Source organism: Rhodococcus sp. FW305-130, assembly GCF_058788335.1.
Genome location: NZ_JBYTAP010000008.1, coordinates 230,064 through 253,316, shown reverse-complemented (window position 1 = coordinate 253,316; position 23,253 = coordinate 230,064). Strand labels below are relative to the sequence as shown.

Annotated in this window: 17 protein-coding genes; all 17 read right to left on the bottom strand. The window is 61.8% G+C overall.

The genetic code is table 11. The features are described from left to right. Positions 1–59: 59 nt before the first annotated feature. Positions 60–4,016, bottom strand: coding sequence for a DNA-directed RNA polymerase subunit beta' (locus tag AC3WQS_RS24815; protein ID WP_019744304.1), 3,957 nt, complete (start codon positions 4,014–4,016; stop codon positions 60–62). Between the two features lie 117 nt (positions 4,017–4,133). Beyond that, positions 4,134–7,640: a DNA-directed RNA polymerase subunit beta gene (gene rpoB / locus AC3WQS_RS24810; RefSeq protein WP_019744305.1), complete on the bottom strand. Its 3,507-nt coding sequence runs from the start codon at positions 7,638–7,640 to the stop codon at positions 4,134–4,136. 450 nt (positions 7,641–8,090) lie between these two features. Beyond that, a complete protein-coding gene (locus tag AC3WQS_RS24805) occupies positions 8,091–8,939 on the bottom strand; it encodes a superantigen-like protein SSL4 (protein WP_003941846.1) in 849 nt (282 codons plus the stop codon). Positions 8,940–8,984: 45 nt separating this feature from the next. After that, positions 8,985–9,713: a hypothetical protein gene (locus tag AC3WQS_RS24800; RefSeq protein WP_019744307.1), complete on the bottom strand. Its 729-nt coding sequence runs from the start codon at positions 9,711–9,713 to the stop codon at positions 8,985–8,987. 99 nt (positions 9,714–9,812) lie between these two features. Next, positions 9,813–11,060: an MCE family protein gene (locus tag AC3WQS_RS24795; protein WP_019744308.1), complete on the bottom strand. Its 1,248-nt coding sequence runs from the start codon at positions 11,058–11,060 to the stop codon at positions 9,813–9,815. Then, entirely contained in the window at positions 11,057–12,334 is a 1,278-nt protein-coding gene (locus AC3WQS_RS24790; RefSeq protein ID WP_020906821.1) for an MCE family protein, read from the bottom strand. The genes AC3WQS_RS24795 and AC3WQS_RS24790 overlap by 4 nt, the downstream gene beginning before the upstream one ends. Beyond that, a complete protein-coding gene (locus AC3WQS_RS24785) occupies positions 12,331–13,584 on the bottom strand; it encodes an MCE family protein (RefSeq protein WP_003941941.1) in 1,254 nt (417 codons plus the stop codon). Before AC3WQS_RS24785 ends, AC3WQS_RS24790 begins: the two co-directional genes overlap by 4 nt. Continuing rightward, on the bottom strand, positions 13,584–14,579 hold the full coding sequence (locus tag AC3WQS_RS24780; RefSeq protein WP_003942053.1) for an MCE family protein: 996 nt from the start codon (positions 14,577–14,579) through the stop codon (positions 13,584–13,586). Before AC3WQS_RS24780 ends, AC3WQS_RS24785 begins: the two co-directional genes overlap by 1 nt. Further along, the gene (locus AC3WQS_RS24775; RefSeq protein ID WP_019744310.1) at positions 14,576–15,655 is read right to left on the bottom strand and encodes an MCE family protein; all 1,080 of its coding nucleotides are present in this window, start codon (positions 15,653–15,655) and stop codon (positions 14,576–14,578) included. Before AC3WQS_RS24775 ends, AC3WQS_RS24780 begins: the two co-directional genes overlap by 4 nt. Further along, positions 15,652–17,013 carry an MCE family protein gene (locus AC3WQS_RS24770; RefSeq protein WP_019744311.1) on the bottom strand — a complete coding sequence of 454 codons (1,362 nt, stop codon included), beginning with the start codon at positions 17,011–17,013 and terminating at the stop codon, positions 15,652–15,654. Before AC3WQS_RS24770 ends, AC3WQS_RS24775 begins: the two co-directional genes overlap by 4 nt. After that, positions 17,010–17,870 (bottom strand): MlaE family ABC transporter permease, encoded by an 861-nt coding sequence (locus AC3WQS_RS24765; protein ID WP_003941894.1) that lies wholly within the window; start codon positions 17,868–17,870, stop codon positions 17,010–17,012. Before AC3WQS_RS24765 ends, AC3WQS_RS24770 begins: the two co-directional genes overlap by 4 nt. Before the next feature lie 5 nt (positions 17,871–17,875). Beyond that, entirely contained in the window at positions 17,876–18,670 is a 795-nt protein-coding gene (locus tag AC3WQS_RS24760) for an MlaE family ABC transporter permease (protein WP_003942038.1), read from the bottom strand. 9 nt (positions 18,671–18,679) lie between these two features. Then, positions 18,680–19,801, bottom strand: coding sequence for an ABC transporter ATP-binding protein (locus AC3WQS_RS24755; protein WP_024487305.1), 1,122 nt, complete (start codon positions 19,799–19,801; stop codon positions 18,680–18,682). A 259-nt stretch (positions 19,802–20,060) separates the two neighbouring features. After that, a complete protein-coding gene (rplL, locus tag AC3WQS_RS24750; protein WP_003941857.1) occupies positions 20,061–20,447 on the bottom strand; it encodes a 50S ribosomal protein L7/L12 in 387 nt (128 codons plus the stop codon). 78 nt (positions 20,448–20,525) lie between these two features. After that, a complete protein-coding gene (rplJ, locus tag AC3WQS_RS24745) occupies positions 20,526–21,110 on the bottom strand; it encodes a 50S ribosomal protein L10 (RefSeq protein WP_003942074.1) in 585 nt (194 codons plus the stop codon). Between the two features lie 486 nt (positions 21,111–21,596). After that, a complete protein-coding gene (locus AC3WQS_RS24740; protein ID WP_070796629.1) occupies positions 21,597–22,289 on the bottom strand; it encodes a hypothetical protein in 693 nt (230 codons plus the stop codon). A gap of 169 nt (positions 22,290–22,458) precedes the next feature. After that, the gene (rplA, locus tag AC3WQS_RS24735) at positions 22,459–23,178 is read right to left on the bottom strand and encodes a 50S ribosomal protein L1 (protein ID WP_003941982.1); all 720 of its coding nucleotides are present in this window, start codon (positions 23,176–23,178) and stop codon (positions 22,459–22,461) included. Positions 23,179–23,253 lie beyond the last annotated feature (75 nt).

The following is a 23,253-nucleotide window of genomic DNA, read 5'->3' as shown; positions in this document are numbered from 1 at the left end:
GGTGGGGGGATTTTCTACGAACTAACGCTTAGCGGTAGTCGTCACATGCGACTACCCGACTAGCGGTAGTCGTTGCTGAAGCCGTAGTCGTCCAGCGGAACTGCAGCACCGGTGTTCTGGCCGAAGCCGTCCGGGCTGTAGTACTGGTCGTCGTACGACGGCACTGCGTAAGCAGCGGCGCGTGCCTCTTCGGTCGGCTGAACCTGGATGTTGCGGTAACGGTTGATACCGGTACCGGCAGGGATCAGCTTACCGATGATGACATTTTCCTTCAGACCGATCAGCTTGTCCGAGCGGCAGTTGATAGCCGCGTCGGTCAAGACACGAGTGGTCTCCTGGAACGATGCCGCGGACAGCCACGAATCCGTCGCGAGCGACGCCTTCGTGATACCCATGAGCACCGGACGGCCGGCTGCGGGCTCGCCACCCTCGGCGACAACGCGGCGGTTTGCCGACTCGAACTCGGCGCGCTCGGTGAGCGAACCGGGCAGGAACTCGGTGGCACCGGAATCGATGATCGTCACGCGACGAAGCATCTGGCGCACGATGACCTCGATGTGCTTGTCGTGGATCGACACACCCTGGCTCCGGTACACCTCCTGGACCTCGTTGACCAAGTGGATCTGAACCTGACGCGGACCCATGACTCGCAGGACCTCGTGGGGATCGGCAGCACCTTCCATGAGCTGCTGTCCGACCTCGACGTGGTCACCGTCAGCCAAGAGGCTTTCGCGACCGTCGGCATGCTTGAAGACGCGCAGACGCTGACGCTTGCTGAGCTTGTCGTAGACAACCTCTTCGCCGCCGTCGTCCGGAACGATGGTGATCTTGTAGAAACGATCGCCGTCTTCGAGCTGTACCCGACCGGTGACGTCCGCGATGGGAGCCTTGCCCTTGGGCACACGTGCCTCGAACAGCTCCTGGACACGCGGCAGACCGCCGGTGATGTCATCTCCTGCGACACCACCCTGGTGGAAGGTACGCATGGTCAGCTGGGTACCGGGCTCACCGATCGACTGAGCGGCGACGATACCGACAGCCTCACCGATGTCGACCAGCTTGCCGGTGGCCATCGAACGGCCGTAGCAAGTGGCGCAAACGCCGGTGCCGGTGGTGCAGGTCAGGACCGAGCGGACCTTGACCGTCGTGATGCCGGCTTCGAGCAGAGCATCGATCGCGGGGTCACCGAGATCGTGGCCACGCTCGACGATGACGGTGCCGTTCGCGTCGACTGCATCGGCCGCCAAGGTACGGGCGTACGTGCTGGTCTCCACGTGAGCATCGCGGATCATCGTGCCGTCGGCCTGCTTCTCGGCGATCGTGGTGACGATGCCGCGCTCTGTTCCACAGTCGACCTCGCGGACGATGACGTCCTGCGAAACGTCCACCAGACGACGGGTCAGGTAACCCGAGTCGGCGGTGCGGAGTGCGGTATCGGCCAGACCCTTACGAGCACCGTGCGTGTTGATGAAGTACTCGAGAACGGTCAGGCCTTCCTTGAAGGAAGACTTGATCGGACGCGGGATGAACTCACCCTTCGGGTTTGTCACCAGACCCTTCATACCGGCGAGCGAGCGAACCTGAGTCATGTTGCCGGCTGCGCCGGACTTCACGATCATCGGGATCGGGTTGCTGTCGGGGAAGTGAGCCTCCATGGCCTTGCCGACCTTGTCGGTCGCTTCCTGCCAAATGGTGACCAGAGCGCTGTTGCGCTCCTTCTTGTCCAGAGCACCACGCTGGTACTGCTTCTCGATCTTGTCGGCCTGAGCCTCGAAGTCCTCGATGATGGCAGGCTTCTCCGGCGGCACGAGCACGTCGGAAATCGAGACCGTGACACCCGAACGGGTGGCCCAGTAGAACCCGACGTCCTTGAGCTTGTCGACGGTCTGAGCAACCACGATCATCGGGTACCGCTCGGCGAGATCGTTGATGATCGTCGCCTGGCGCTTCTTCGGCATCTGCTCGTTGACGAACGGGTAGTCCGCCGGAAGCAGCTCGTTGAAGAGCACACGGCCGAGTGTCGTGGTGGCGGTCCAGCCGTCACCGTATTTCCAGCCCTCGGGGAACAGTTCGTTCTCGAGGTCGCGCGGCGGACGCTGCTGCGTCAGACGCACCTTGATCTGAGCCTGAACCGAGAGCGCGCCGCGGTCGACTGCCATCTGAGCCTCGGCGGGCGAGGAGTACACGCCCTGCTCTGCCTCGTCGTTGGTCGGAGCAACGAGCTCACCGGTGACACCCTCGTCGAGACGGGTCAGGTGGAACAGACCCGTGACCATGTCCAGACGCGGCATGGCGAGCGGGCGACCCGAAGCAGGCGAGAGGATGTTGTTCGAGGACAGCATCAGGATGCGGGCCTCGGCCTGAGCCTCTGCCGACAGCGGGAGGTGAACAGCCATCTGGTCACCGTCGAAGTCGGCGTTGAAGGCCTCACACACCAGCGGGTGGAGCTGAATGGCCTTGCCCTCGACGAGCTGCGGCTCGAATGCCTGGATACCCAGACGGTGCAGCGTAGGTGCACGGTTGAGCAGCACGGGGTGCTCGGCGATGACCTCTTCGAGGACGTCCCACACCTGGACGCGCTTGCGCTCGACCATGCGCTTGGCCGACTTGATGTTCTGCGCGTGGTTGAGATCGACCAGACGCTTCATCACGAACGGCTTGAACAGCTCGAGAGCCATCAGCTTGGGCAGACCACACTGGTGCAGCTTGAGCTGAGGACCGACGACGATCACGGAACGACCCGAGTAGTCGACGCGCTTACCGAGCAGGTTCTGACGGAAACGACCCTGCTTGCCCTTGAGCAGATCGCTCAGGGACTTCAGCGGGCGGTTACCCGGTCCGGTGACCGGACGTCCACGACGACCGTTGTCGAACAGGGCGTCGACCGACTCCTGCAGCATCCGCTTCTCGTTGTTGACGATGATCTCGGGAGCACCGAGGTCGATCAGTCGCTTGAGGCGGTTGTTGCGGTTGATGACGCGGCGGTACAGGTCGTTGAGGTCGGACGTCGCGAAACGTCCACCGTCGAGCTGAACCATCGGGCGAAGCTCCGGCGGGATCACCGGAACAGCGTTGAGGACCATGCCCATCGGCGAGTTGCCGTTGGTCTGGAATGCCGCAACCACCTTGAGGCGCTTGAGTGCACGCAGCTTCTTCTGGCCCTTGCCGCTGCGGATGGTCTCGCGGAGAGACTCCGCCTCGGCGTCGAGGTCGAAGTTCTGCATCAGGATCTGGATGGACTCTGCGCCCATCGCACCCGTGAAGTACTCGCCGTAACGGTCGACCAGCTCGCGGTACAGGAGCTCGTCGATGATGAGCTGCTTGACGCTCAGCTTGGTGAAGGTGGTCCAGATCTCGTCGAGACGATCCAGCTCACGCTGCGCGCGGTCACGGAGCTGACGCATTTCGCGCTCGCCGCCGTCCTTGACCTTGCGGCGGACATCGGACTTCGCGCCCTCTGCCTCGAGCTCGGCGATGTCGGCTTCGAGCTTCTGCGCACGTGCCTCGAGATCGGCATCGCGCTGATCTGCGACGGTCTTCTTCTCGACCTGCATCTCGGCTTCGAGGGTGGACAGCTCGTTGTGACGGAGCTCCTCGTCGACGCCGACGATGACGTAGGCAGCGAAGTAGATGATCTTTTCGAGATCCTTCGGAGCCAGGTCGAGCAGGTAACCGAGACGGCTCGGAACACCCTTGAAGTACCAGATGTGCGTGACCGGTGCGGCCAGTTCGATGTGACCCATACGCTCACGACGAACCTTGGCGCGAGTGACCTCGACGCCACAGCGCTCACAGATGATGCCCTTGAAGCGGACACGCTTGTACTTACCGCAGTAGCACTCCCAGTCCCGGGTGGGGCCGAAGATCTTCTCGCAGAAGAGGCCGTCCTTCTCGGGCTTGAGCGTGCGGTAGTTGATGGTCTCCGGCTTCTTGACCTCGCCGTAGGACCAATTGCGGATGTCCTCTGCACTGGCCAAGCCAATGCGGAGTTCATCGAAGAAGTTGACGTCGAGCACGTAACTTCCTTTCCCCGTTGGGGTTACGGTTGCCGGTCACCCGGCAACCTGACTGCCAATTCAAATGTGAACTACGCCCCCGGGCCGCTCTTTCAAGAGCAACCCGGGGACCGAAACCTAGTTCGCGAGGTCGTCGACCGTCGCAGCTTCGTTCCTGGACAGGTTGATGCCCAGGTTCGCTGCGGCCCGCTCCAAGTCCTCGTCGTCGCCGTCCGCCATCGTGATGGCCGCGCCGTCCGAGGACAGCACCTCCACGTTGAGGCAGAGCGACTGGAGCTCCTTGAGGAGCACCTTGAACGACTCGGGGATGCCGGGTTCGGGGATGTTCTCGCCCTTGACGATGGCTTCGTACACCTTGACTCGACCGACCACGTCGTCCGACTTGATGGTCAGCAGTTCCTGCAGCGTGTAAGCCGCGCCGTAGGCCTGCATCGCCCAGCACTCCATCTCACCGAAGCGCTGGCCACCGAACTGGGCCTTACCACCGAGAGGCTGCTGCGTGATCATCGAGTACGGACCGGTCGAACGAGCGTGGATCTTGTCGTCGACCAAGTGGTGCAGCTTGATGATGTACATGTAACCGACCGAGACCGGGTACGGGAACGGCTCGCCGGAGCGGCCGTCGAACAAGGTGGCCTTTCCGTCGGGTCCGACCATCTGCTCGCCGTCACGGTTCGGCAGCGTCGCGCCGAGGAGACCGGTGAGCTCGTCTTCCTTCGCGCCGTCGAACACCGGGGTGGCGATGTTCGAGTCGGCCGGAGCGGACAGCATCTCTTCCGGCAGGGTCGCAGCCCAGTCGGGACGAGTGCCGTCGGACGCGATCTGAATGTTCCAGCCGGTCTTGCCGATCCACCCGAGGTGGGTCTCCAAGACCTGACCGATGTTCATACGACGCGGGACACCGTGCGTGTTCAAGATGATGTCGACAGGCGTGCCGTCCGAGAGGAACGGCATGTCTTCCTGCGGCAGGATCTTGCCGATGACGCCCTTGTTACCGTGGCGGCCGGCGAGCTTGTCGCCGTCCTGGATCTTGCGCTTCTGTGCCACGTAGACGCGGACCAACTCGTTGACACCGGGAGGCAGATCGTCGTCTTCGTCACGTGAGAACACGCGGATTCCGATGACCTTGCCGGTCTCACCGTGAGGAACCTTGAGGGACGTGTCACGAACCTCGCGAGCCTTCTCACCGAAGATGGCGCGAAGGAGGCGCTCTTCGGGGGTCAGCTCGGTCTCGCCCTTCGGCGTGACCTTTCCGACCAGCACGTCGCCGTCACGAACCTCGGCACCGATACGGATGATGCCGCGCTCGTCGAGGTCGGCGAGGACCTCGTCGGAGACGTTCGGGATGTCGCGAGTGATTTCCTCGGCACCGAGCTTGGTGTCGCGGGCATCGATCTCGTGCTCCTCGATGTGAATCGAGGTCAGGACGTCCTCTTCCACGAGACGCTGCGACAGAATGATCGCGTCCTCGTAGTTGTGGCCTTCCCACGGCATGATCGCGACGAGCAAGTTCTTGCCCAGCGCCATCTCACCGTTCTCGGTGCAAGGACCGTCGGCCAGAACCTGGCCGGCCTCGACACGCTGTCCCTCGTCCACGATCGGACGCTGGTTGGCGCACGTGCCCTGGTTGGAACGCGCGAACTTGCGCATCCGGTACGTCTTGCGGCTTCCGTCGTCAGCCATCACCGTGACGTAGTCCGCGGAGATCTCCTCCACGACACCGGTCTTCTCGGTGATGATGACGTCGCCGGCATCCACAGCTGCACGCAGCTCCATGCCGGTTCCGACGAGAGGTGCCTCGCTGCGAACCAGCGGGACAGCCTGACGCTGCATGTTCGCGCCCATCAGGGCACGGTTTGCATCGTCGTGCTCGAGGAACGGAATCATCGCGGTTGCGACGGACACCATCTGACGCGGCGAAACGTCCATGTAGTCGATGTCGGAGGACGCGACGAACTCGACCTCGCCACCCTTACGGCGGACGAGAATCTTCGAGTCGGTGAAGCGACCCTCGCGGTCGATGGCCGAGTTGGCCTGCGCGACTACGTGGCGGTCTTCTTCGTCAGCGGTCAGGTAGTCGACCTCGTCGGTCACCTGTCCGTCGACGACGCGACGGTACGGGGTCTCGATGAAACCGAACGGGTTGACGCGGGCGTAGACCGACAGCGAACCGATCAGGCCGATGTTCGGGCCTTCCGGGGTCTCGATCGGGCACATGCGGCCGTAGTGCGACGGGTGAACGTCGCGAACCTCGAGGCCGGCGCGCTCACGGGACAGACCACCCGGGCCGAGGGCGGACAGACGACGCTTGTGCGTCAGCCCCGACAGCGGGTTGTTCTGGTCCATGAACTGCGACAGCTGGGAGGTTCCGAAGAACTCCCTGATCGCAGCGACGACGGGCCGGATGTTGATCAGCGTCTGAGGCGTGATTGCCTCGACGTCCTGCGTGGTCATGCGCTCACGAACCACACGCTCCATGCGGGACAGGCCCACGCGGATCTGGTTCTGAATGAGCTCGCCGACGGTACGCAGACGACGGTTGCCGAAGTGGTCGATGTCGTCGACCTCGACGGGAACCTCGACGCCGCCCGGAGCCGTCATCGAGGTGTCACCTGCGTGCAGACGCACGAGGTACTCGACGGTGGCGACGATGTCTTCTTCGGTGAGAGTGGATGCAACGATCGGCTGACCCGCGTTCAGGCCGAGCTTCTTGTTGATCTTGTAACGACCCACGCGAGCGAGGTCGTAGCGCTTGTCCTTGAAGAACAGGTTCTCCAGCAGGGTCTGCGCGCTCTCCTTGGTGGGGGGCTCGCCCGGACGCAGCTTGCGGTAGATGTCGAGCAACGCCTCATCGGTGCCGGCGGTGTTGTCCTTCTCCAGCGTGGCCATGAGGATCTCGGAGAAGCCGAAGCGCTCCGTGATCTGCTCGGTGGTCCAGCCGAGTGCCTTGAGCAGGACGGTGACAGGCTGACGACGCTTGCGGTCGATACGGACACCAACGGTGTCGCGCTTGTCGACGTCGAACTCGAGCCATGCGCCGCGACCCGGGATCACCTTGACGCTGTGCAGATCCTTCTCGGTGCTCTTGTCGACGCTCATGTCGAAGTACACACCGGGGGAACGCACGAGCTGCGAGACGACCACACGCTCGGTGCCGTTGATGATGAAGGTGCCCTTGTCGGTCATCATCGGGAAATCTCCCATGAAGACCGTCTGGCTCTTGATCTCACCAGTGTTGTTGTTGATGAACTCCGCGGTGACGAACAACGGCGCCGCGTAGGTCATGTCCTTGTCTTTGCACTCGTCCGTCGAGGCCTTGACCTCGTCGAATCGAGGGTCGGAGAAGGACAGCGACATAGTGCCGTTGAAATCCTCGATCGGAGAAAGCTCCGCGAGGATGTCCTCGAGACCACCGGACACTGCATTGTCGCCGAGTGCCGCTGCTCGTTCACGCCAACTCTGCGCGCCGATCAGCCACTCGAACGAATCTGTCTGTACGTCAAGAAGCCCGGGAACTTCGAGGGGTTCGCGAACTTTCGCGAACGAAACCCTCTTCGGGGCTCCGGGGATTCCGGAAACTGCCTTGGTCTGGCTAGAGACTGCCAAGATGCGTCCTTCCAGCACCTCACGCGGGCCGCTCCGTGCTGTTGCGACCGCCGCTGTATCTGCTTCGAATTTCGCTGGTTACAACCCGAACGAAACCCGTCGCAGAAAGCAAGAAGTACTTGACTTCGCAGCGGTTGAGACGAGGGGTGGACAGGAGGCAGCCAGCGCAACGTCCAAAAGTACACCCTTACTCTGGAAATGTCGAGTCGGGTGTAACTGAGGGTCGAATTCAGATACTGACGTGAGACTGCCGATCACTCGTCCGTGCATGTTCACCGATCAGAGTGGACCTTGCGGACCGCTCCGTCAAGGGCGAGAGCGCGTGTCGCAGCATTCGAACATTCGTGACGCGCATTCGAACACCGCCACCGGAAGTGTAGCCAGCAACGGCGTCACATACGAAAAATCTGGACCGACATCGTGCGTCGGTCCAGATCTTCGCGCTGGTACTGGTCGCGAATCTCCGAGCTACTGGTCGCGAATCTCCGAGATCAGCCAGTTTCCGTCCTGCTTCTCCAGACTCACGATGACCATTCCGGAGCGAGAGTCTGCCGCCACGCCGTTCTGCGTCGAGCTGACGTTCAGTTGGGCGAGCAACTGCGCCCGGTCCTTCTCGAGTCGTGTGATCCCGATCAGCGGGACATCAGCGGTCGTTGCCGTCTGAGTTTGTTCGACGCCGGCCTTCTGCGTGTCCTTGTACTGCGTCAGCTGATCGCGCATCGACTGGTTCAGGCCCTGGACACCCTTGTCGAAATCGGCGTCGAACGTGTCGGGAGAGAACGTGAAGACTGCAGCCAACGCCGACGGCGTCACACGAAGAACCTCAGCCGTGGCGCCTTCGTCCACCCAGGCGATGTCGTCCGTCTTCGCGCCGACTTTGAAGAAGGCGATGCCGGCGAGGATCGCGACGATGACCGCTGCGGCCCCCAGGATCGCGACCAGGCGCCAACCGGCCTTGGATTGTGTAGGTGTTGTCGCCGACTCCCCCGCGCCCGTCTCCGGGGTAGCAGGGGCCTTGGGCTCGTCTGCGACGGTTTTCGCCGGTTTGGTCAGATCGGGGCCTGGTGTGGATTCCGGAGCGTCGGTTTCCGTCTTCGGCGGCTCGATGTCTCCGGACTCGGCCTTCGTGAGCGTCGGCTTCGCAACCTCCGGCTTCACAGCCTCCTGTGTCTCTTCTTCCGGCTGTTCGATCGTGGGCTCGACCGGGTCCGAGTCGGACGTCCCCGCGGGGACGTTGAGCGAACGAGCGCTTCCAGCGATCTTCGGCCGACGGTTCTGAGGGGAGGACGGTCCGCCGGTACGACGTTTGGGTGGCATTACGCGCTTCTCCTTCGAGGGATGTCGGTGTGCAGGTTCGACGAACTACTGGCCACCGGAATCACCACCCTCGGTTGTCGGTGCAGGAGCACCGGATGCCGGTGCTTCGGTCCCCGAACCGGGTGCGGGCGTTGCGTCAGGAGCAGGCGTGGAGCCGTCGGCAGCCGGCAGAGTGCCCGAGCCGAGATCGAGCCGCGATCCGATCGGATCAGCGGACTGCGCCTTCCAGACCCCGTCGACCTCGACCATGCCCAGCCGCATGCCGAGCTGATTCTTGACGAACTGGTTGCCCTGGGTCGTGGTGACTCGAACGACGACCAGTGCCGTGGCGGTCCGGTCATCGGTATTGAGCTCGGTCAGCGCGGACTGCACAACTTCGGTGTCAGCCTTCGAACCCGAGTTACGCAACTCGTCGGTGATCGAATCCTGAACGGTCTGCAGATACGTCGTCATCTCGTCACCGGTCACCGAAGAACGCATGTTCTCGATCGACTGGTCGAGATTGGCCGAATCCGCGTTGTTGAGGTTGATCGCGACTTGCTGCGCACCGATCAGCGCGTCGTCACGCATCTCGGCTGTGGTGCGGTCGGTGGTGAGCGCCCGAACGTACGGGACGCCGAACACACCGAGCGCAACCACTGCCGCCAGAAGCAAGACACCGACCGCAATCAGAGACGCTGTCAGCCCCTTCGGTCTACCGGTTGTCGGCGCTCCCGATTCGACTTGCTCGGGCCCGCCGGACTGCGGGGAACTGTTTCTCTGAATCACACTCACTACCCTACTTACCTGTTTTGCCCAGCCTCTGGCCGCGAATCGTCAACTGCCACAACTCAGTAGCCTGAACTGCACAAACTCGACCACATTCGGATCGGTCTACTTCGGTGTCACTCCGAGCAACGGCGCCAACTGCGTCGCGATCGGGTTGAGGTTCAACTTGTCCGGATCGACCTTCGGCTTGAAGTCCCAAGGCTGGATCGTGTCGGGATCGGCGTACACCACGCGGTTGGCACTGCGGACGCCCGTCTCGCTGCCCAGCGGCGTCTCACACGAGGCCGCGGTGTTGAGCGGGAAATCCTGCTGGGTGTCGTCGAAGTTGGGATTCTGACGCTTCATCTCGTCCAGGATCGCCATGGTGCCTTCGTAACCCACCGTGCACGAGAGCGGATTGTTGGTCTCGAGCACCAAGCCCTGATGGACCGTTCCGTCGCCGGGAGCAACCGTCGGTGCGGCAGCGGCCAGGCCGGGAAGGAAGATCAGGAACGGCTGCAGCGCGATTGTTCGGGGTGCAAGCGTCTTGGTGGTCGCGGCAAGATTGGTCAGGTCAGTCGTCAGGCTCGGGCCCGCCTCGTTGATGAGGGCACCGATCTGATCGCTGGCCGGGATGCCGTTGTCGATCAAGCGACGGATGTCCGGATCGCTGGTCCGCAACTGCGCCGTGACAGCATCGAGATCGGTACTGAACTGCTTGATCGCGGAGGACTGATCCGACTGCGTCGTCAGTACCGTCTCACTGTTCCGAATCAGCGCGAGCGTCTGAGGCAGAGTGTCGAGCCCGGACTGCGAGAGACCGGACAGCGAATCGGCCAGGACCTGAATGTCCTCGCCCTTGCCGTTGAATGCGGCACCGAGTTCGACGGCGACGGTGTGGAGCGCGTCGACCGGCACGGACTTGACCAAGCCGTTGGCACTGGTCAGCACATCCTCGATCGGGATCGGAGTTGTGGTGTCTCCCACCGCGATCACCGAGCCGTCCGCGAGGAACGGTCCCTGATCGGTATCGGGCTGAAGGTCGACGTACTGCTCACCGATGGCGGAGCGGTTGGCCACGACTGCACGGGCCGACGCGGGAATCTCCGGAGCACTGTTGTCGATCTTCAGGTCGACCTGAATTCCGTCCTCGGTCAACGACATGTCGCCCACTCGACCGACCGGCACACCGCGATACGTCACTTCGGCGTTGGTGAAAATTCCACCGGACGTGGCCAATTCGGTCTTGACCGTGTACTGACCGAACCCCATGAGGTTGTCCAGACGCACGTACTTGGCGCCGACGTAGATGAGACCCAGAAGCGCGACCACCACGAAGCCGACGAGCTGCCATCTGACCAGAGCTGATCTCACTGTCCATCACCACCGATTCCGAACTGTTCCAGCATTCCCTGGATGGGGTTGAGTGGGTCCGCTGCCGGAGCCGGTGTTGCCGGGTCACCGGCCGTGGTGGCGGGTAGACCGGCGACGACGGGGATCTGCGGCAGGATCGGAGCGATCGGCAGCAGCGACACCGTCGGCCAACCCGGCCGCGGTCCGTTTCCGTTGTAGTACGGGTTGGACGGATCTACCACCGGCTTGGGATTGCCGAACTTCGGCTGACGGTATTCCGGTTCACCCTGTCCGACACCGAGACCCGAGAGAGTGTTGCCGATCTGCAAGTCGACGCTCAGGAAGAGGTTCACGGAACCACCCTGCGCAATCTTCTCGACACCGTCCGGGAACGGGAACGTCGGAAGGAAAGGAAGTGCCCCGACGAAGTCGTCACCGGAGTCTGCGAGCGCCTGCAGCGTTGGACGCAGAGCCTGAAGATCAGCGATCAGATCGTCCTTGGACTGCGTGAGGACGTCGGTTCCCACTGTTCCGAGTCGATCCACCTGAGCAAGCATCTGCGTCAGCTGCGGGCGCTGCTCGTTGAGAACCTGTGTCGCAACGGGGAGTTCCTCGAGAATCTTCCCGATCTTCTCGTTCTGATCGTTGACGCGGGTCGAGAGCACATCCAGGCCGTCGAGCGCGCGGGTGATGTCGTCACGCTGTTCGTTGAGTCCACCGATGAGTGTGTTCGCCTGCTCCAGAAGACTTCTCGTCTTGCCCTCGCGACCGTCGAATGCGGCCCCGAGTTCTTCGACGATGGGTTGCAACTGGCCCACACCGCCGCCGTTGAGCAGCAACGACAATGCGCCGAGGACCTGCTCGATCTCCGTGGCGTGGCGAGTGCGATCGAGCGGAATCAGGTCTCCGTCGGCCAGCTTCGCAGAGTCCGGTCCGGATGGCGGGGCCGACAACTGGATGAACTTCTCGCCGAGCAGGTTGGTCTGCTCGACCGCGGCAATTGCGTTGGCGGGTAGATCAACCGACGAGTCGAGGATGATTCCGACGTCCGCGGTCCATCCGTCCGGTCCGACCGACACGTCGTCGACTCGACCGACCGGAACACCGTCGACCTTCACAGCGGACTGCGGAACAAGGTCCAAGACATCGTCGAACTGAATGGTCAAGTGCATCGGATCGGAACCCACATCGGGACCGCCGGGAAGCGGAACCGCGTAGATTCCCTCGGACGAGCAGGCTGTTGCCGAGATCAGGACGGCGCACAGTCCGGCGCCGACTATCAATGAACGCTTCACTCGCCCTCCCCGTTTCCACTGGTCAGTCGCGGTGACACGACGCCGGGCACAGTGCCCGGAACTACCTGCATCTGTCGTTCGGAACCGGCAAGGATGCCGAAGGGAAGGTTCAGGCCTGCAGCCTGATTGGCTGCGTCGGTCATCGCCGCGACGTTTGCGCACTGGTCGATAGCCGGTTGCATCTGCCTTCCCAATGCCTCGAACCGAGGATCACCGGGCAACAGCTTGCCGAGGTCCATCAACTTGCAGAGCACGCCGGCCGGGTTCTGAAGATCAGGGAACGCCAGACGTGAAGCCAGCACACCTGATTCGGCGTCGTACGAGTTGACCAGGTTGGAGATCGCCAACGGAAGCATGGTGAGCGTGTTGGCCAGGGCTTCCTTGTTGTTCGCCAATGTCTGTGTCGGTTCGACGAGACCCTCGGTTGTCTGGACCAGTTGATCACGGTTGTCTGCCACGAACTTCGCGACGTCGCCGAGAGCAATCGAGAGCTGGTTCAGAGCGGCACCGAGATCGTCGCGCTCACCTGCCAAGAATCCGGTCAGGTCCGACAACTGAGTGTTGAACTGGCGCACCTGCTGATCGTTGGCCGCGAGAGCGCCCACGAAAGTATCCAGGTTCTTGATGGTGAGTGAGATGTTGTCACGCGAATCGTTGAGCGTCCGTGCGGCATCCGAGAGGTTGGTGATGCTGTCTCCCAACGCTTCACCGTTGCCCTCGAGGTTGGCCGCACCTGTCTCGACGAAATCGGACAGTGCTCCGTTCTTGTTGGCACCTTCAGGACCGAGAGCCGACGCGAGTTCGTCGATGCTGGAGTACAACTGGTCGACCTCGACGGGCGTCGCCGTCTTCTCGATCGGAATGACTGCACCGCTGGCCATCTTGTCGCCGCCGGTGAAGACCGGTGTCAGCTGGATGTAGCGGTCGGCAACCACCGAAGGCGTGATCTGAGCGGCACTGGCGCCGGCGGGGATGTCGATCCCACGATCGACGCGCAACTCGACCTTGACCTGATCTCCCTGAGGTTCGACGGATTCGACGGTGCCGACCTTGACACCGAGAACACGAACGTCGGACCCGTCGTAGATGCCCACCGACTTGTCGAAGTAGGCGGTGATCTTGGTGGTACCGGCGCGAGTGAACACCCACCACAGCGCGCCACCGATTACGAGTAACCCGATCAGAACAGCGGCGATGATCGCGACCGAGCGCTTCTTGGAGCCGCTTCCGGCTTCGGCAGTATCAGCCATCAGTTGCCTCCCAACGTACGAACGGGGTCACGGTAGCCCGGAATATCCGGCAGACCCGGCGGAAGGAGGTTCACGACGACCTGGTCGAACCAACGGCCGTTGCCGACCACGTTGGCGTACAAGCGAATGAAGGGTTCGTAGAGCTTCAGTGCCTTGTCCAAGTTCTCGTTGTTGGCCTTCAAGATGTCGATGACGCCGTTGAGCTGCGTCAGCGCCGGCCCGATTGCCGCCTCGTTGTCACGAACGAGACCGGTGAGCTGCTGAGAGACGCGCTGAGTTCCGGTGAGCAGCTGCGAAATCGCTTGCTGGCGATTGTTGAGTTCCTGCACCAGAAGTCCGCCGTCACGGATCAGCTGGGTGAATTCCTTGTTGCGATCCGCAAGAATCTGCGACGTCTTCCCGGTGGCGGCGAAGAGCTTCTGCAGGTCCTGATCGCGGCTCGCGATCGTCTGCGACAGCCGGCTGACACCGTCGAGCGAAGCGCGGACATCGCCAGGTGTCTCGGAGAATGCCTGGGACAACGTCTCCATGCTCTTCGCCAACTGGTCGGTGTCGATGTCGCCGACGGTGTCCGCCGCTGCCGAGAAGGCCTGAACGACGTCGTACGGAGAGGTGGTGCGCTCGAGCGGAATCCGGTCCTTGGGATCGAGGTTGTCGGTTCCGCGCGGATCGAGTGCGAGGTACTTCTGTCCCAGAATCGTCTTGATCTGAATGGACGCAGAGGTTTGATCTCCCACCCACGCGTCACTGACCTTGAAGTCGACGAGAACACGGTCACCGTCGAGATCGACGGAAGTGACCTTGCCGACCTTCACGCCGGCGATACGAACCTCGTTACCAGGCTTGAGACCCGCAGCTTCGGAGAACTCGGCGGAGTAGGACGAGCCTGCTCCCACGAACGGAAGCGAATCGAGGAAGAACGCGGACAAAGTGGCCAACAGCACCACGAAGATACCGATGGCTCCGGCCATTGCCGGACTACGACGTTTACTCATCGACCTTGCAACTCCCTCATACCGTCTTGAGTGCATCGCGTGGCCGCGTTGGTGTAAATCGGCTGATTGACCGTCGGCAGGCCGGTGGGCAGATTCAGCGAGGCAGACTGTCCGGGACCGGCAACGATGTCGATTCCGCACAGGTAGAACTGGAACCAGGAACCGTAACTCGCTACGCGAGCGAGCTTGTCGAGCTTGACCGGCAAGGTCTCGAGCACCGCGTTCACGTCGTCACTACGACGGTTGAGCGTGGTCGCCAGCGTGTTGAGCGCCGTGATCGAGCCCTGAATCGACGGCCGCGTCGGCTCGAGCAGATCTGCAGTGGCATCGGTCAACCCGGCGAGTGAGGTGACGGCCGAACCGACGACACCGCGCTCGTTGGCCAGCCCGGTGACGAGTTGCTGGGTATTGACGATCAGCGAATCGAGGTTCTTGTCGTTCGCGTTGACGGTGTCGAGAACGTCGTTGAGGTTCTTGATCACCGCCCCGATGACGGCGTCCTTGTCCGCGACGGTGTTGGTCAAACTCGCTGTGTTGCGGACGAGTTCGCTGATGGTGCCGGACTCCCCCTGGAAGACCTGGATGATCTGGTAGGACAGCTTGTTGACGTCGTCAGCGCTCAGGGTGGTGAACAGCGGCTTGAAGCCGTTGAACAGCGTCGTGAGATTTACTGCCGGGCGAGTCTGCGCCAACGGCAGGGTGTCGCCGCCGGTGATCTTCTGCCCCTGGCTGCCTTCACCTTGCGAGAGCGAAATGTATCGCTGCCCGACCAGGTTGCGGAACCGGATCGTGGCGATGGAACTGGCAGGCAACCAATCACGGTCGGACACCGAGAACTGCACCTCGGCCTGGTTGTCGTTGACGATCGCGATCTTCTCGACCTGTCCGACACGAACACCGGCGATGCGCACCTCGTCACCCTCGTTCAACGAGGTGACGTCGGAGAACACTGCGTTGAACTTGGTGCCTCCGCCGCCGCCGAGGTTGGCGATGCTGGCGGCCAGCAATCCTGTCGCCAGGACGGTGACCACCACGAAGATGATGAGCTTTGTCAGTGGAGCTGCGAGTCCTCTCATTGGACGCTCACCTCCGCACCGGAAAATGCCGGAGCACTGACCATCGTGGTCCACGCCGGAACATCGTCCGGCGCAACACCGTTGGCCTGTCCGTAGATCACCTTCAACGTATCCTCTTCGAGTTTCGAGCCCGCGTAGCCGGCCTGCTGAGCAGGACCGCTGTTGTTGGTCGAGAACAACTGAGGTCCGGAGCCCTCGGGTGCAGGCAGGAATTCCATGGTGGCGGGACCGGGATTGCGGGAAGGAACCTGGTAGGAACCGTCACCGTACGAACCACCGGGGTACTGCGGGAACGGACGACCTGGCTCGGTGACGTTGTCGTAGCAAACCGGGCCGCGGTTGTCGACGAGCCGTGGCTCGTCCTGGTTGGGCAGGTAGCGACCCTTGGGGTTCACGATCTGAATACTCGCACGCACACCAGGATTGGGCGCGTCGGTGGACAGGATCTTGGCAGCTTCCGGGGCGGTGTCCGAGAAGCCCTTGAACGTGCACCCGAACGTCGGTGAGTACTGAGCCAGAAGCTGGAGAGCTTCCTTCGAATCCGCAGCGAGCGTGATGATCGAGGACGAGTTCGCTTCGAGGAAGGCTGCGGTGTCCGACGATGTCACGGTGAGCGACGCCAGCAGAGTCCGCAACTGGTCCTGCTTCTGCACCACCGTGTTACCGGTCGTCCGCAGATTGTCGAGAGCGTTGATCAGATCGGGCGCAGCGTCCGAGTATGTCTGGGAGAAGTCCGCGAACTTGCGCAGATCCTCTTGCACCGCGGGCAGCTCGGTGTTGACGCCGCGGAAGATCTCCTCGAGACGATCGACCGTCAGACCGAGCTCAGCGCCGCGTCCCGTCAGACCCTGCGCGAGAGAACCGAGAGTGTTCGCCAGATCCTGCGGCGGAATCGCCTGCAGAAGTGGGAGAAGTCCGTCCAGAACGTCGCCGACCTCGACAGCGTTTCCGCTCTTGTCCTGCTGGATCACCGTTCCCGCGGAAATCGGAGCAGCGGTGGTTCCCTCCGGAATGATCAGGGAGACGTAGCGCTCACCGAAAAGCGTCTTCGGGAGCAGACGTGCCGTCACGTTCGACGGAATCAGATCAGCCTTGTCCGGTTCGATCGCGAGGACAGAGGTGACCTGGCCGTCTTTTGTCGACGCGGATCGCACCTCGCCGACCAGCAGACCACGAACCTTGACGTCCGCGTTGGGTGGCAAGGCATTTCCGACGGTGTCGGTGACGAGGTCGATCTTCACGACGTCCTTGAACGTCTTGTTGAAGGTTCCGATGGTGAAGGCCAGGAACAATGCCAACACCACGAAGAACACGAGTCCGAGCACACGGCGGCGCAGGACTGACGGAGCCTCGATCATCCGGCCACCCTCACTGTCGTCGTGGTGCCCCAGATTGCGAGGCTGAGGAAGAAGTCGAGAACGGCGATCGTGACGATTGCGGCGCGAACAGCGCGGCCGACGGCCACGCCGACGCCTGCGGGACCACCCGAGGCATGGAACCCGTAGTAGCAGTGGATCAGAATCAGCACGAAGGCGAAGACCAAGACTTTCGCAAACGAATACAGCACGTCCTGCGGTGGCAGGAACAGATTGAAGTAGTGGTCGTACGAGCCCGTCGACTGCCCGTTGAACACGGTACTGATCACTCGCGACGCGAGGTACGCCGCAAGCAGACCCACGATGTACAGCGGGATGACGGCGACGAAGCCGGCGATCATGCGGGTCGTGACCAGGAACGGCACTGACGGAACTGCCATGACCTCCAGTGCATCGATCTCTTCGGAGATTCGCATAGCGCCGAGTTGAGCGGTGAAACCACAACCCACCGTGGCCGAGAGCGCAAGAGCCGCAACGATCGGAGCGATCTCACGGGTGTTGACGTATGCGGACAGGAAGCCGGTCAGGACCGAGCTACCCAACTGCTCCAGAGCGGCGAAGCCCTGCAGACCGACGACGACACCGGTGAATCCCGACATCATCGCGATGACACCGATCGTTCCGCCGATGACTGCGAGCGCACCGCTACCGAAGGTCACTTCGGCGAGCAGCCGAAGCGTCTCCTTCCGGTACCGATGCAGGGTGCGCGGGGTCCATGCGATGGCGCGCGCGTAGAACGACATCTGCTCGCCCGCGCGGTCCAACGCGTTCACTGGAATTCTGGCAACTTTGCGGCTCTTCAGCAGGAACTGATCGCCGCGGCCTCGTGCGATGGTCATTTAGGTCAAGATCCCTTCGCCGGCACGATCTGGAGGTACACCATCGTCAGAATCAGATTGGCGAAGAACAACAGCAGGAACGTGATGACGACGGCCTGGTTCACCGCCTCACCGACGCCCTTCGGGCCACCGGATGGGTGGAGTCCCTTGTACGCGGAGATCACACCGGCGATGACACCGAACACCGCGGCTTTGATCTCACCGCTCCAAATGTCCGGTAGCTGCGCAAAAGCTGAGAACGAGGAGATGTAGGCACCGGGGTTACCGCCCTGCAGGATCACGTTGAAGAAGTAACCACCCGCGATACCGACCACGGACACCAGTCCGTTGAGCAGCACAGCGATCAGCACCATCGCGAGTACACGCGGAACCACCAGGCGCTGAATCGGATTGATTCCGAGGACTTCCATCGCGTCGATCTCTTCGCGAATGGTTCGAGAACCGAGATCGGCCGTCACGGCCGATCCGGCCGCACCGGCGACCAACAATGCTGTCACCAGAGGGCTACCCTGCTGGATCACCGCCAGGACGCTGGCAGCGCCGGTGAACGATTCTGCACCCAACTGCTTGATCAGCGAACCGGTCTGCAGTGAGACGACGGCGCCGAAAGGGATGGCTACCAATGCCGTCGGCAAAATTGTCACGCTGGCGATGAACCAGGCCTGCTCGATGAACTCACGGAACTGAAATGGACGCCGGAACGTATTCCTGACGACGTCGACAAACAGTTCGACGATGTTTCCGGCCTGAGTTAATGCTCCGTTGACCGGACTCAGAACCGAGTTGCGGGTAACCCCCATCCGATATGCCTACCCTTGCCCGTGTGTCGTGTTTCCGTAGGGATCGCCCTCGTATGCAGGAATGACCTGCGTGTCTTGCGAGTTGTCGTTCCACTCCCCCTGATAGCCGCTCGCGTCGGCGTACTGGGGAGCGTACTGCCCAGTTCCGTCAACCTCGTCGAGGCTGTCCTGAATTGCCGCCTGAGCGTTAGCTGGGAGGGTGTGCATGATCTGGCGGACGCGCTCCTGGCGACGACGAACAGCCTGACGCTCCGGGTTTCCGGGGGTGGCCTTCATCTGCGGCACGATGCCCTCGACGTCGTCGACACCACCGGCGTGGTGACCGGCGTCGACGAGCGCCTGCTCGTGCGCCATCTGAGCCTCGTCCTTTTCCTCCGACATACCGATCGGACCGATCATCGTTCCGTTGAGGAACTGCTTGACGACGGGCTCGTCAGAGGTGAGCAGCACCTCACGAGGACCGAACATCACCAACTGACGACGGAAGAGCATGCCGATGTTGTCCGGCACCGTGCGTGCGAGGTTGATGTTGTGCGAGACGATCAGAATCGTCGCGTCCGACTGGGCGTTGATGTCGATCAGCGTCTGGCTGATGTACGTCGTACGCACCGGATCCAGACCGGAGTCAGGCTCGTCGACGAGGATGATCTCGGGATCGAGAACGAGTGCACGCGCAAGACCGGCACGCTTGCGCATACCGCCGGAGATCTCACCGGGAAGCTTGTCCTCGGCGCCGACCAGACCCGTGAGATCGAGCTTCTCCATCACGATCTTGCGGATATCGGATTCCGACTTCTTGGTGTGCTCACGAAGCGGGAATGCGATGTTGTCGTACAAGTTCATCGAGCCGAACAGTGCGCCGTCCTGGAACAGAACGCCGAACAGCTTGCGGATCTCGTAGAGCTCCTTGGAGGAGCACTGCAGGATGTCCGTGCCGTCGATGACAATGGAGCCTTGTTCAGGGCGGAGCAGTCCGATCAGGGACTTCAGGAACACCGACTTACCGGTACCCGAAGGCCCGAGCAGTGCGCTGACCTCACCCGCGGGAAGTGTCAACGACACGTCCTGCCAAATCCTCTGCGACCCGAAAGACTTTGTCAGTCCTTGTACCGCTACCTCGACTCCCACCATTACCTCCGCGACGTCCGTTGCATGCATGCACCCGTGTGGGTTGGGTCACTCTATCGCATGGGAGTGGTACCCGTGACTGCGAATACTACTAACGAGTAGGGAAGAAGCATAATTCAGGTCACAGCCTAGTTCGGGCACCCCTCCCACCTGCATGGATTCCGACATATCACCCGCGAAAAAAGTTCAAAAAAAGAGGGCCACTCCCCGTGGGGAGTGGCCCTCTTCGTTACTACTCGCGAAGAGCAGCGGGAAAACCGTCTTACTTGATGACGATCTTTGCGCCGGCAGCTTCGAGCTTTTCCTTGGCAGCCTCTGCGGCGTCCTTGGCAACCTTCTCGAGGATGGCCTTCGGAGCGCTCTCGACGAGGTCCTTGGCTTCCTTCAGGCCGAGGCCGGAAACGACCTCACGGACGACCTTGATGACCTGGATCTTCTTGTCGCCAGCCGACTCGAGGACGACGTCGAACTCGTCCTGCTCTTCAGCAGCTTCTGCGCCGGCAGCCGGTGCGCCTGCAGCGGCGACGGCGACGGGAGCAGCAGCGGTGACCTCGAAGGTCTCCTCGAATGCCTTAACGAACTCCGAGAGCTCGAGGAGGGTGAGCTCCTTGAACTGGTCCAACAACTCTTCGGTGCTGAGCTTCGCCATTGTGGCGGTCCTTCCTGTAAGTCCCATGTCGCTGATCCGCGACCGGGCGGGGTTATAGCAGTGATGCGCGGGTGCGGATCAGCTTTCGGCTTCGGCCTCGGCCGGAGCCTCGGTGGCAGCCTCTGCGGGGGCCTCTGCGGCTCCGCCTTCTGCGGCCTTCTTCTCCTGCAGGGCAGCGGCCAAACGGGCCATCTGCGAAGCGGGAGCATTGAACAGGCCTGCGGCCTTTGCCAAGTTGCCCTTCATCGCGCCGGCAAGCTTTGCCAACAGGATTTCGCGGGATTCGAGATCCGCGATCTTGTTGACCTCTTCCACGGACAGCGCAGCGCCGTCCATGTAGCCGCCCTTGATGATGAGCGCCTTGTTGTCCTTAGCGAAGTTCTTCAGAGCCTTCGCAGCGTCGACCGGTTCGCCCTTGATGAATGCAATGGCGGTCGGACCAACGAACAGGTCATCAAGGCCCTCGATGCCAGCCTCTGCGGCGGCACGCTTGACCAGGGTGTTCTTGGCGACGGAGTAGGTGGCACCTTCTCCGAGAGCGCGTCGCAGTGTCGTGATGTTGCCAACCGAAAGGCCACGGTATTCCGTGACCACAGCGGCGGTCGAACCCTTGAACTGCTCGGTGATTTCCGCAACTGCGGAAACCTTCTCAGGCTTTGCCATACTTCGCCTCCTCTCGTGACAGTCGTTGTCCCACTCAGGAACCGCTGCACCTCATCGGGTGAACCCGAGAAGACACAGTCCGCGACATGCAAAACGCCCCGGCGCAAGCGCACGGGGCGTACAGAGGAAACATGAAGAAGAGGCTTACGAATCAGCGTAACGATGCAACGCAAAGCAGTGCATAACCAGGCAAACTGTAGAACCACTACATCAAGCTATCCCCCTACCTCGTTCACCTACGTGGGCCGCCGGGCACTCCCGGACTTTCAACCACACTCATTACTGAGTGCAATCACCAACGGTCTTGGGTAGAACATGATTTTGGGGTGAAGTTCATATCCAGCACTGAACTCCGCGTCGAAGACTACCTGACTGCTCGCTGCATAACCAAATCGGGTTCGTCACGCAGCTGGTTTCTTCAAGCACCCGGTTTCTTCAAGCACCCGGTTTCTTCAAGCACCCGGTTTCTTCAAGCACCCGGTTTCTTCAAGCACCGATAGCCCTGGCGATCTTGTGTTCGATCTCTGCCCGAGCTCGGTCCGGCAGCACCAGCAGCCCGTCGAGTTCTTTGTGAGCCTTCCGATACGCGCTCTGACGTTCCTGCGGCGTCGCGCCATCGTCCATGGCCAGGCGCAGCAGACGTTGCGCCCGTACCAGGCGCTCTTGTTCATCGAGGGTGAATCCGCTCCGTCGGCGACGCTTCGCCTCCGCTTCCGCGATCTCGAAGGCGATCGAGTAAGCGTGCACCGCCTCGCGGTACTCGGTTTGTGCCTGCTGGTTGCCGATCATCGTCTCCGGATTGCCTGGACGGAGCAGATCGGCACGATATTTGGCTCGATGAAAATCGGCCGTCAAAGGCTCACGCATGTCCGTCATCATCGGAGTGTCGAGCAGTGTGACCGGATCGAGCTCGTACGAGAACCATCGGGCGTCGACCGCATCGTGCTGCTCGATGGCCTTGCCCAGCTCTCGGCGCTGCGTTTCTTCGTCGGCGTGATGTTGTGCGTTGGCCTGCGCGATGGCGACCTTGGTCTGCTGTTTGAGCCGGAAGCGCTCTTGCCGGCGCTCGATCCGCCTTTCGTTGGCAACCGCGACACCTTTCAGCGCCCCACCGATGGTGCCGCCGAAAACGAAGATCAGCCACCAAAAGTTTCCGAGGAACTGGAACGCTTCGTGCATACCCCGATGATGCCACCGTTAGATCGATACCACCGTTAGATCGATACCACCGTTGGATCGATACCCCCGTTGGACCGATACCACCGGCAGGGATCACCCTCTCCCGAAACAGACAAGAAGGCCGGCAGAGAGTGATCCCTGCCGGCCTTCTTGTTCGTATGCGGACTGCTTACGCGTCTGCAGCATCCTCGAGGAGGTTGCGAGTACGGTTCGGATCCACCGGGATGCCCGGACCGGTGGTGGTCGAGACCGTGATCTTCTTCACGTAGCGACCCTTGGCCGACGAGGGCTTCGCACGCAGGATCTCGTCCAGGGCTGCGCCGTAGTTCTCCACCAGCTTCTCATCGTCGAACGATGCCTTGCCGATGACGAAGTGCAGGTTGGCCTGCTTGTCGACGCGGAAGTTGATCTTTCCGCCCTTGATGTCGTTGACAGCCTTGGTGACATCCGCCGTGACGGTGCCCGTCTTCGGGTTCGGCATCAGGCCACGCGGTCCGAGGACACGGGCGATGCGGCCGACCTTGGCCATCTGATCAGGAGTCGCGATTGCGGCGTCGAAATCGACCCATCCACCCTGGATGCGCTCGATCAGGTCTTCTGCACCGACTACGTCAGCGCCTGCAGCCTCGGCTTCTGCTGCCTTCTCGCCAACAGCGAACACGATGACGCGAGCGGTCTTACCGGTGCCGTGGGGCAGGTTGACCGTTCCGCGGACCATCTGGTCAGCCTTACGGGGGTCGACGCCCAGACGAACTGCAACCTCAACGGTTGCATCCATCTTGGTGGACGACGTCTCCTTGGCGAGCTTTGCAGCCTGAAGCGGGCTGTAGAGCTTGTCTGCGTCGATCTTCTCAGCGGCGGCGAGGTACGCCTTGCTGCGCTTTGCCATTTGTTCTGTCCTTACTTATCACTGCAGCGAATTACCTGTGCAGTGGTGAATGGTTCAGTTGTGGTCGGGGCCTGG